Source organism: Streptomyces sp. NPDC006335 (assembly GCF_040612795.1).
Lineage (GTDB): Bacteria > Actinomycetota > Actinomycetes > Streptomycetales > Streptomycetaceae > Streptomyces.
The window spans coordinates 21,928-32,204 of sequence record NZ_JBEXQX010000006.1 but is presented as its reverse complement, the minus strand read 5'-3'; the positions used below and the strand labels follow the sequence as shown (position 1 = coordinate 32,204).

7 protein-coding genes are annotated in these 10,277 nt (G+C 65.8%); 4 read left to right on the top strand and 3 right to left on the bottom strand.

The genetic code is table 11. From position 1 onward, the window contains the following. The first annotated feature begins 67 nt into the window (after positions 1 to 67). The gene (locus ABZ098_RS18770; RefSeq protein WP_356592420.1) at positions 68 to 1,408 is read left to right on the top strand and encodes a helix-turn-helix transcriptional regulator; all 1,341 of its coding nucleotides are present in this window, start codon (positions 68 to 70) and stop codon (positions 1,406 to 1,408) included. A gap of 330 nt (positions 1,409 to 1,738) precedes the next feature. Here the strand turns inward: ABZ098_RS18770 and ABZ098_RS18765 are convergent, their stop codons facing one another. Further along, complete coding sequence (locus ABZ098_RS18765; protein ID WP_356592418.1) at positions 1,739 to 2,098, bottom strand: hypothetical protein; 360 nt, start codon at positions 2,096 to 2,098, stop codon at positions 1,739 to 1,741. Positions 2,099 to 2,352: 254 nt separating this feature from the next. Here ABZ098_RS18765 and ABZ098_RS18760 point away from each other — a divergent pair, with 254 nt between their 5' ends. The 3 genes from ABZ098_RS18760 to ABZ098_RS18750 all read left to right on the top strand — a co-directional run bounded on the left by ABZ098_RS18760 (position 2,353) and on the right by ABZ098_RS18750 (position 3,841). Next, positions 2,353 to 2,916 carry a DNA-binding protein gene (locus ABZ098_RS18760; protein ID WP_356592416.1) on the top strand — a complete coding sequence of 188 codons (564 nt, stop codon included), beginning with the start codon at positions 2,353 to 2,355 and terminating at the stop codon, positions 2,914 to 2,916. Between the two features lie 111 nt (positions 2,917 to 3,027). Then, complete coding sequence (locus ABZ098_RS18755; protein ID WP_356592414.1) at positions 3,028 to 3,234, top strand: hypothetical protein; 207 nt, start codon at positions 3,028 to 3,030, stop codon at positions 3,232 to 3,234. A gap of 37 nt (positions 3,235 to 3,271) precedes the next feature. Continuing rightward, the gene (locus ABZ098_RS18750) at positions 3,272 to 3,841 is read left to right on the top strand and encodes a hypothetical protein (RefSeq protein WP_356592410.1); all 570 of its coding nucleotides are present in this window, start codon (positions 3,272 to 3,274) and stop codon (positions 3,839 to 3,841) included. Between the two features lie 654 nt (positions 3,842 to 4,495). Here ABZ098_RS18750 and ABZ098_RS18745 read toward each other — a convergent pair. Beyond that, positions 4,496 to 7,888 carry a hypothetical protein gene (locus tag ABZ098_RS18745; RefSeq protein WP_356592408.1) on the bottom strand — a complete coding sequence of 1,131 codons (3,393 nt, stop codon included), beginning with the start codon at positions 7,886 to 7,888 and terminating at the stop codon, positions 4,496 to 4,498. 44 nt (positions 7,889 to 7,932) lie between these two features. Continuing rightward, the gene (locus tag ABZ098_RS18740; RefSeq protein ID WP_356592406.1) at positions 7,933 to 10,227 is read right to left on the bottom strand and encodes a hypothetical protein; all 2,295 of its coding nucleotides are present in this window, start codon (positions 10,225 to 10,227) and stop codon (positions 7,933 to 7,935) included. Between the last annotated feature and the right edge of the window lie 50 nt (positions 10,228 to 10,277).

Genomic DNA, 10,277 nt, shown 5'->3' with positions numbered 1-10,277 from the left:
GGGGACCCCGTCGTGGGGGTATCGTCGGCGCTGACGCCCGTCATCCTGCACGCGCTGAGGGGAACTCGTGGTGCATGACTTACCGCCGTCGCCGGCCCAGGTACCGCCCCGCCTGCTGAACGACCAGGCCTTCCTCGCAGCCGCCCGCGAGCGGGACTTCACCACCCTCTTCGCGATGGCCCACGACCACGGCGTCAGCTACTACCGGATCAGCGAAGCCAGCGGCATCAAGCCCGACCGCATCTCCCGGATCGCGCACGGCCAAGGGACCGTGACGGCACTGGACACAATCATCCGGGTTGCGGACGCACTTCGGATTCCGGGTGCCCAACTCGGGCTCGCTGCGCGACCCTGGGAGAACAGCACCCCCCCGCCCTGCCTGGAGTCCGACAATGACGGAGACGACCCCATGAACCGCCGCCAGATGCTGCGCGGCGCGCTCGCAGCCGGTCTCACCGGGACCGCCCTCACCGCCCTGGCCGACACCCGCCAGTCCCTTGACCTGGCACTCGCCGCCGACACCGAACCCGCTGACCTCACCGACCTGGAGGCGGCCGCCGAAACCTACGGCTACGGCTACCACGGACAGCCGCCCCGCCAGGTCCTGGCCGACCTCGTCACCGACTTCGCCGAACTCAAGCCCCTGCTGAGCACCCCTCAGCCTGTCGCCACCCGCATCCGGGCATGCCGCACGGCCGGGCAGATGGCCGGGATGACGGCGATCGTCCTGCACGACCTCGGCGCCCGGAAAGCATCCCGGGAGTGGTTCACCACCGCCGCCAAGGCGGCTCAGGAGTCCGGCGACATGCAACTGCTCGCCTGGATCTGGGGACGCGAGGCCATGGTCCCGCTCAACTACGGTGCTCCCCAGGCCGCATCCCTCCTGGCCGAGCGAGCACGGCGGGCCGCCGGCGACTGGCCCACCGCCGCGGCGACCCTCGCAGCCGCCGTCGCCGCCCGCGCCTACGCCCTCAGCCATCAGGACGAACAGGCCCGCGACGCCCTCAAAGCCGCTGACTCCTACATGAAGCGGCTCGACGCCAGCGCCCGGGCCGACACCTGGTTCACCCACGGAGAGCAGAAACACCACGTGCACCTCTCCCACGCGCTCACCGCGCTCGGCGACACCGCCCGGGCCCGCGAAAGTCAGGCCCGCGCGCTGGAACTGTCCGCGCCCACCAGCACCATGACCCGCTCCCTGCTCCTCGTCGACGCGGCCGCCTGCACCCACCACGACGGCGACACCGAAGAAGCGTGCAGGCGGACGACCGCCGTAGTGGCCAGCCTCCCCGACGCATACCGCACCGGCCTCGTCCACCGCCGCGCCCTCGACCTGTACCGCGCCATCCCTTCCCAGCACCACCGGGAGGCCGCCGTTAGTGAACTCCGCGACGTACTCGCCGCCTGAAGCCAGATACGGCGCGGCACGGAACACTAGGGTCCTTATCCAGCAGTCGGAGAGGCGGCGCCAAGGTCGTATGCCGAGGCGCCTTGCCGGACACCGAGTTCGCCAGCCGCCGCTGCGGGGCAGACCCGCCGGGCACACACGACCGGCAGGCAGCCGCAACGCGGACAAACCCACACTCCTCGAGCGCACGGCGCAGCAGGGCTTCCGTCCCGTCGCATCAGCAGGATCCGCTGCTGTCGGCCCGGCAGGACCACCCTCGCCGTGCGAGAGGGGACCGGAGTTCCTAGTCAGAGTCTCGGATGAGGCTTTGCCGCGGGGCTGGTTCCCTCCTCAGCCAAGAGGTAACTGACCGAGCGGGCGCCCCTGGTCGGCCCGTGCCTCTAACAGAACGGCTACGTCCGGTCCCCTCGTGAAGACGGGGCCGTCCCAGCGTTCTGGAACGGGCGCAGGTTCCAGACGCACCTGAGTGCCATGGGCGCTGGCGGCGTCGAAGAGGGCCTGCAGCACGTTTAGCCCTTCTAGATCGAGGGCGCCAAGATGAGCCTGCCACGTCTTCGTGGTGTCGTCGTACGATGCGATCGGGCGGAGCCGGTTCAGCTGCTCCTTCCATTGAGGAGCGGCGGCCGGCGCTGCCCATATGGTGGCCTTCAACACCCAACCCTGGTCAGGGGAGTTCGCCCAACTGGTCATGCTCTAACGGTAGATGTCGCCACTGACAGTGTCCCAGTCGGGTGAAACTGCGCTTGGCGCAAAACCTCCGCTGTGCCGAGCTACGCCTCTTCTGGCGCCCACCGTCAGCCCGAAAGAGCGTGGATGGTACCTCTCTTGGGGCCCGACACGGGTCTGTGTGACGGGCCTCGAGAGCTATGTGACAACCCACCTGGAGACCGCGCCGGCGCGCCTATCATCGATGCATGCCGTCGCCCCTTCCCACGTCCCTTGCTGTGTCCGACGCCATCACCCACTACCGCCAGCTGCGCGAGTTGACCGTCGACGAGCTGGCCTATGTGCTCCGGATGCTTGATCACCCGATCTCTGTCGGGGCACTCGCTGAGATGGAGCGATGCGCTCGTCCTGTGACCGTCGACGACCTCGTCGCGATTGCCCACGCGCTCGACACGACCCCCGCGGTGCTGCTGTCGCACATTCCCATCGAAATGCCGGAACCCGAGGGGCCCCTGGCCACCGGGCTCCCTAGGGACGTCGACCAGGCCGAGCTCCGTGCCTGGCTTGAGGGGAAGACCAAGCTCGACCGCGAGTCGCGGGTGGGCTGGTGGAAAGAGCGGGTCGCCCGCCTCAGGGTCCGGTCGGCGCACCACGAGGAACAGCTGCAGGGCGCGTACGCGGAGCTGGGCGAGCTCGGTGATCTGGCGCTCCAGGAAGCAGACGCCCCGCTCGTGCAGCGTCTTCAGTGGCGCATCCAGGACGGCGAGCACGCACTCAACCAGTCCGAAGTCGCACTGGCGCTGACTGAACATCGACTCGACAACCTGCGAGAAGACGCCTGACCCTTTGAGTTCTGGCCAGTCAAAGTCGCCTATCCACAGGTGACTTTGACTACCTGTCTATTGCTAGGTGGTACATCTGGTACATCAAACTGCAATACTAATGGTGCACTTATGAATGTCTTCGCAAGTGCTGATGTACGAGAAGAAAGCTCGGAAGTCGGTCTGGTGACCCTAAAAGGGGGCCAGCTTCGACTGCCGGGGGTGGGCGTGGTGCTCCTGGCACTGCTGTCGGCCGTGATGCTGGCTGCTGCAATCCTCATCCTGCTGTCGCCGCGTCAGACGCCTACGATTCAGCCAATGCCACCAGCCCAGAGCTGACCCAAACCGACTTTCCAGAACGATCGAAGGAGACGCCATGAACTCCACCAGGGCCGCACATGCGACGCGGACCAGGATCGCCGTGTCCGCCGCGGTCCTGGCCGCGGGTGCTCTCATGCTGACCGCCTGCAGCGGCAGCAGTGATGCTGCCTCCTCGCAGGGCCCCAGAAGCAGTCAGGCCTCCAGCTTCGACGGTGCCTACATCTCCATCACCGACGGGGCACGCGGCGGCATCGCCGCGATCAACGACCACAAGATCACGTACATCAACGTTACCGCTGGCGACCAGCAGTGCCAGTTGACCACGAAGGCCCTCGGCGACATCAAGCACGGCTCGATCGTCAAGGACGGCAAGACCGACAAGGGTCAGTACCAGGTCCTCTCGACCGGCACGATCAACGACAGCCGGACCAGCGTGCTCTGGGACGACGTCAACGGCTCCGACCAGACAGGTACTGACCCGGGATCCGGCTTGATCTCGATGTCGAACAGTATGATCACGGTCGGGTACACCTTCGCCTACTCGATCAACCAGGTCCAGCTCATTCCCGCCGACAGCGATCAGGCGAAGGCCTTGATGGCCAAGGACTGCAACCAGCAGGGCTGATTGCCGCACCACCCGGGCCGCACAGAACCCTGTGGACATCACGTCCACGGGGTTCTGTCTTATCTCTAAGACCTAATCCTGGAGCTGCTGCGCCCGGCACTCCTCAATCGTCTCCGGTGGCCGGCCGTACTTTGGCGCGTGCTGCTCGACGAAATGCAACTCAGCCCACCCCGCCGACTGCCGGACCCTCGACCGCGCCGCCACCCCAAACACCGTGCACTGATGGCGATGGTGATCAGATACCACGCGGCCAGGAACGCCATCAGCACCATAGGCAGACCGTCCTCGATCGCCGTGGTGACCAGAGCGGCCAAACCAGCGCTGTTGACCAAGAGGCTGGCCACGTACCCTTCGAACGTGCCGGACAGGCGCGCCAGAGTCCGCGGCTCCTCGCTATGCCGCACAGCGCGCACCATCTCGCCGACGAAGACCACAGTGGCCACGGCCGCCGCAGTGTTCAATGCGAGGTCACGAATCCCGATGATCCACCATCGCACCGAGCGCCACCAGCCGCGCGGGAACTCGCCGCGAAGCCTCGATCCGAGCCTCATACTCTTCCCCTTCTCCTCCTGTCACGCAAAAGACGACGCACTCAGTGAGGACAACCGCAGTGGTCGTCCTCACTGAGTGCGTCAACCCTCCACGCTCGCCCGGTCAGTCCTGCGGTTCCTCGCGCCGACCCCGGCGAAGACCACCGGCCGGCCGCTGCTGCGGCTCCGGAGTCTCCACGCTCTGAGGGGCTGGATCGGCAACCCGGCGCGGACGGGGACGAGGGCGCAGAACCGGAGCCTGCCGCGGCGAAGGAGTCGGTGCAGGGGTCGACGTCTGTGGAGTCTGAGCCTGCGGGGCAGGCGTCTGGTGAGCCATCGGCGTCGACGCCTGGATCGAATCCGGCTGACGCGCTGCCTGCGTCCGAGCCGGAGTCCGCGTACCAAGGGCAGCCGGGGTCTGACTCGAGACCGGAGCGGCCGCGGGACGGGGCGCCGATGTTCCGGCTCCCAGTTGCCTCGGAGCCGGGGTGTCCAGTGCGGAGCGCGTCGGACGGGTGCTCGGCGCGGCCGGCTGCCCCGAAGCAGGGACAGGCACAGGACCAGGACCAGAAGTAGCTCCTCCGCTGAAGTGTTGCGATGCAGCCTGCTGGTTGCTGCCCTGCTCGCTCTGCGCACCCTGGGTACCCGTGCCGAACTGCGTCGGGCCCGTCTGACCGGCGACGGGGTTACGGCCTCCGCTGGTCGTAACATAACCAGTGCCGCCGGCGCTGCTCTGCCCATGAGCACCACCGCGAGAGCTCGGCGGCTCCGTGGTCGAGGCCAGGACCTCACCGGGGATAACCTTGTCGCCGCCCAAGGCGTACCCGAGATTCGACAGGCCGCCCTGGTTATTGAGATTCTGTGCCGTCTGCTTGTCCGAGTGCGAGCTGCCTGCTCCGCCACTGGTCAGCTGGAGCGGACCACCCTTGTCGTCGGGACCGTCGCCCTGGCCAGCCGCGCCCAGAGCACCAGCAGGACCGCTGCTGCCCGGCAGGGCCCTGGCGTTGTCACCGCCACCGGAGCCTCCGCTACCAGGACCACCGTCGAGCGCCGGGCTGTTCGGATCGCCTGGACCGCCCTCTCCGCCGCCCTCCAGAGCAAGCGCCTGCTTGCCCGCGGTGAGCGTCGGGGCGTTGCCGTTCGTGCCGCCGGCGTTCGTCGATGCTGTCTTGCCCTCGGGCTTGCTCGTGCTCGGAGCCGCCGGGCTGCTGGTCTTGCTGTTGAACCCGTTGGCGAGCTTGTTGCCCATGGCCATACCCGCGCCGGCCCCTGCACCTGCAGCCAGAGCGGGCATCAGCCCACCCTTGTCCGGCTTTGGCGCGGTGTTGGTCTCCAGGAACTTGTCCACGAGCTTGGTGACCACCTCGTCCATCGCCTGCAGCACCGTCTTGCGGACCCGTAGCAGGGCGAAGGTGATGCCCATGATCATCAGCGACGAGATGAGCGTCAGGATCACCACGATGATTCCGCCGAGGGCGGCGCTGCCCCACAGGCCGCCCGGGCTCATGAAGCTCGACACGGGTCCGGCAATGATGTCGGGGACCGAGATCAGGAACTCTCCGACGAACTGGTACAAGAACAGCGTGATGAGGACCTCCAGGATCATCGCCATGGAGTAGACGATTACCTTGGAGATCGCGGCCATCGCGCCCAGCGTTGCGAACGGCACGGCTGCCACGAGGCCGAAGGTCCTCTTGATTGCGCCGGCCAGCATGCCGATGGCGTACCAGAAGCCGAGCAGGACGATAGAACCCAGGACCGTGGCTGCGTTGGACCAGTACATGAACTTCGCCGGCCCCGTGCCTACCTGGCTGACGGCCATGTGATTCTCGCGGGTGAAGCCGGACGTGGCGTTGTTCGAGCTGTACATGTTCAGCGAACTGGGGCTGAACCCGGTGTTGAGGTAGTTGTACGCCGCCAGGGGAGACAGGTTGCACGAGGAGGGCGTCTTGCCCACCGTGAAGCCGCAGTTGCTCTTCGTCCCGGTCGTCGTGAAGACCGTCGAGTCCTTGCCGGGACGAGAGGAGGTCAGGCCCGTGCCGTCGGTCGAGATCACCGGGTGATCCACCGGTTTCGGTCCCTCCTCCTCACCGAAATCCTCCACGTCACCGTAGCTGTCCTTGTCGACGAACCAGCTCTTCTTGACATCCGCGCTCTCGTCCAGCTGCGTGATCGAGCTCTTGATCCCCGACTCGAAGTCGGAGGCCGCGATCTCGTTGCCGGCGATGTACTTGCCGATGATCCCGAAGGTCGAGAACACCGCCTTGAAGTCATCCGACGCTCCGGTGCCGACGGAGACTGTGCCGTCCTTCCAGGCCGACTCGGCGTCGTTTGTCTTCGTGCCGATGCTGATGCCGTTGTAAGTCGCTCCGTGGGACTGCTTGTTGATCGCCAGCGCGCTCGTGCGCACCGACATCATCGCGTCAGAGCTCGCCTGGTCGCCGTTCCAAGAAACCATGGCCTGGTCCGGGATTCCGAGGCGGTCGTTCATCATCCACGCCTCGAAGTCGACGTAGGTGCTCAGCACGACGCGCGTCGGACCGGCATGCTGGCCGAGAACCGAGTCGTCGAACTTGTCGAGCACGCTGGTGTACATCGAACCAATGAGCGGCAGGCCGACGCCGATGAAGACGACGCGCACGATGAGTTTCTTGATCGCGGAACCCCGGTCCATCTTCTTGAACATGACCAGGCCGATGAGCAAGAAGCCGACGAAGATCGGCACGAGCGCCTGCCATGAGATATCGACAAGCAGGCCGTACCAGCCACTGATCCAGTGCTGCAGACCCGAGAGCGCGCCACCTCCGGTGTCACCTCCCGTCATCCCGTCGGCGAAGGCCGGATTGACCGCCGCGACCGCGCTGTAAAACCACATGAAGGGGTTGATGAGCTTCAGGAACTGGAGGATGACGTAGAACAGCGTGCCGACCGCCAGCGCCAGGGCGTAGAGGTTCCAGATGATGGAGCCTCCGATCACGCTCACGATCTGGCCGCCGATGCCCGAGGACATCGTGTCCAGGCCAAGGTCGTTGTTGGCCGCCCCGAAGTGCGCGTAGTCGAGCATGCCCGAGTATTTCGCGTTGCCCTTGTCGTCTTTCGCTGCCAGGGTCTCGTACGTGACGGTCTGCGAGGACCCCGAGACCTCGGCGAAGAACCAGCCCACGATGTTGCCCAGACTGAAATCCGAGTCGGCATAGCCGAGCATGGAACCGCCCGAAGCAGGACTGCTCGTGACCGGCTTCCAGTTCTCGTGCATGCCCTCGTCGTTCGACGGCGAGTTCTTCTCGCTGAAGTACGAGCTCGCATTCGAAGCCAGCTGGTAGAGGCTGTAGTTGTCGCGCTCCTTCTGGTCGTCCGCAGACGCCGGCGAAGAGGTCGCCATCATGAGGACCGGCACGAACAGCACGGCGAGGAGCACGAGGGCGAGCCCGCGTGCGAGCCTGCCCTGGCGGGCTCGCACGCCCCCGTGGCCGGCCCAGGCACGCAGCCGCGCCACCGCCGTGATCGTCCCGTTCATCGTCTCTCCCCTACTCCTTGCCTCCGTATCAGTGCTGAACTCGCTCATGCCTTGACCAGCTTGTTCGACTTGGGCTTCCTCGCTGGCTGTCCTGCGCCGTCCTCGGGCTGCTGCAGGCCCTTCTTGCCGTCGGGGCGCTTGCCCCCGTCGCTCGGGCCCGCGTCAGCCTCGCCGTTGCCGCCCTCGCTGTGCTTCCGGATGCTGGTGAGGCTCGCGCCCGGTGCCGGCTTGTCGTGCATGATCGCGTTCATTCGCGCCGCCTCTTCGGCTCTGGCCGCCTCCAGGTGGACCTGCCTGCGCTGGGCCTCGCGGTAGGGGTTGATCCCCAGTGCCAAATCCAGGTGGAAGACCACGTTGGAGACGCCCCGGCGCAGGTACGTGAGGTTCTCGCCCTTGGTCGTGATGAGCTGGGCAAGATCCGGAGGAATCCGCTGGTGCAGCTGCTTCTGGTACTCAGCCACCGTGCCGTCGCGCATCGGGCCGAAGAGCGTGTAGTCCGCGGCGTCGAACTTGTTGAAGTCGCTGTCGGCAAGCATCCTGTCGAGGTCGTTGTAGCTGTAGACCACCCGGCCGCCGCGCTCGTGCATATGGTCGAGCTGGTCCTTGATGTACTTCTTCACTCGGTCGTTGATGTGCTCAGTCCCGTGGATGATGACCGTGTCGCCGAGGCCCAGCTTGCCGACGGCGAAGCCAATGACGTTCACCAACTGCGCCATCGCCACGCCCTTGCCGCGGCGCATGAGTCGCGAGAAGTCGTAGACCACGCGCCGGGAGTCCCGGACCCCGTCCACGGCCGAGGCCGTGTGGTTGTTGAACAGGTCGCCGTTGGTGCTCAGCATCGCGTTGGCGATGCCCCTGAGCACGTTATAAGCGCGCAGCTGGTCCGGGTCGGTCTTGCTGGAGTTCAGCAGTGCCTTGTGCGCAGTTGCCACGTAGGAAACAAACATCTGAAGACGCGGCACCTGGGTGTGCGGGATGTTCACCACGCGCAGGCGGTGACGCTGCTCCTTGGCGTTGTGCCGCCACATGCCCTGCTCGATGTAGAAGTCGGTCGCGGTGTCTTCGAGGGCACTGCGGATGATCGAGCCGATCGCTCCGTCGCTGGTCTCGTAGAGCTGCTCGAACATCAGCTTGAGCTTTTCCATCTGGGCGGAGAAGACCGTCAGCTCGTCCTCCTCCTCGCCGAACATCTCGAACATGTTCACGTCACCCTGATTCAGGTCCACGCGCGAGGTGAGGCGCTCGAACTTCGGGCCGAGTTTGTCGAGGTTCGCTCCGTCGAGGATGAGGTGGACGACCCGGCCGTTGTTCAGCAGCGCCGCCTGCGAGATCTTCGAGCACCACATGTTGGCCACCCGCTGGCGGTCCAAGTACTCGCTGAGTGTGGCGTCGGCGACGACCGCGTGGTGGTCGTAGGCGTTGACGTCCATGAGCACGGCGCTGTTGTTGACGTCGCCGACCATGTAGCCGACGTACTCGCCGCCTCGGTCGTTGAGGCCATTGGTCACCAGCGAGTACGAGCCGGCCAGCTCGGTCGAGGTGAAGTGGAAGCCCTTGCCCTTCTTTTTCTCGTTGTTCTTCCACAGGCCCGCGAGCTCCTGACGCTGCTCGCCGGCGTAGGGCGCAGCTTTCAGCGTGCCGAATCGGTCGATGTACAGACGGGTGATCCGGTCGATTGTGTCGTCCAGGGTCGCCAGATCGGGGGCCTTGAGGAAGAGCCGGTTGTGCACCGAGAGGTAGCTCGCACCGTCCTGGATCTCGCCGATCGTGATCCCGAGATCACCGGAGATCTTCGCGGCCTTGCGCTTGGAGGAGGTCGTGCCTGTCTCCTCCTGCTCGTTCGCATCCAGCCGGTCCAGCTTCTCCGACTGCTTGGTGTACGAGTCGATCCACTTCTCATCCATCCGCTTGATCTGCTCAAGCACGACGGCGGTGACCCGCTCGTCCAGGCCGTCCGGGATCCGGTCGATGCCCCAGAAGGCGGCGAAGTTGTCGTGCGCGGCGTCGTCGTGGAAGTACGCCAGGATGCAGGCAACCGAGCCGTCGACCTCGAAGTAGTCGGAGCGGAAGAGGTACTTCTCCTTCGGCTTCAGCGCGAGCAGATGAGGATAGGCGTCGAATGTGCCCTGAAGGTGCTTCACCTCCCGACGGCGCTGCCACCAGTTCTTCTCCGGCTCGGCGGCCTCATCGGCTGCACCGTCCGCCAGCGCAGCGTCCTGCACGTCCTCGGCCTGAGCAGCAGCGTCCGCGCGCAGATCATCGACCACAAGCTCCGCGGTCTCATTCGTCTCGGCAGGCTTCTTTCCCGGAATGCCCAGCTGTGCCCGGACTTTCGTCATCAGCGCCATGGTGTCCTTCGTTCGTTCCTCGTCGTAGTGATCGGCCTGGC

Bases quoted from the DNA above. Each gene is read 5' to 3' on its own strand.
- ABZ098_RS18765 (WP_356592418.1), bottom strand. From the start codon at position 2,098: ATGACCAGTTGGGCGAACTCCCCTGACCAGGGTTGGGTGTTGAAGGCC.
- ABZ098_RS18755 (WP_356592414.1), top strand. From the start codon at position 3,028: ATGAATGTCTTCGCAAGTGCTGATGTACGAGAAGAAAGCTCGGAAGTC.
- ABZ098_RS18750 (WP_356592410.1), top strand. From the start codon at position 3,272: ATGAACTCCACCAGGGCCGCACATGCGACGCGGACCAGGATCGCCGTG.
- ABZ098_RS18745 (WP_356592408.1), bottom strand. From the start codon at position 7,888: ATGAACGGGACGATCACGGCGGTGGCGCGGCTGCGTGCCTGGGCCGGC.
- ABZ098_RS18740 (WP_356592406.1), bottom strand. From the start codon at position 10,227: ATGACGAAAGTCCGGGCACAGCTGGGCATTCCGGGAAAGAAGCCTGCC.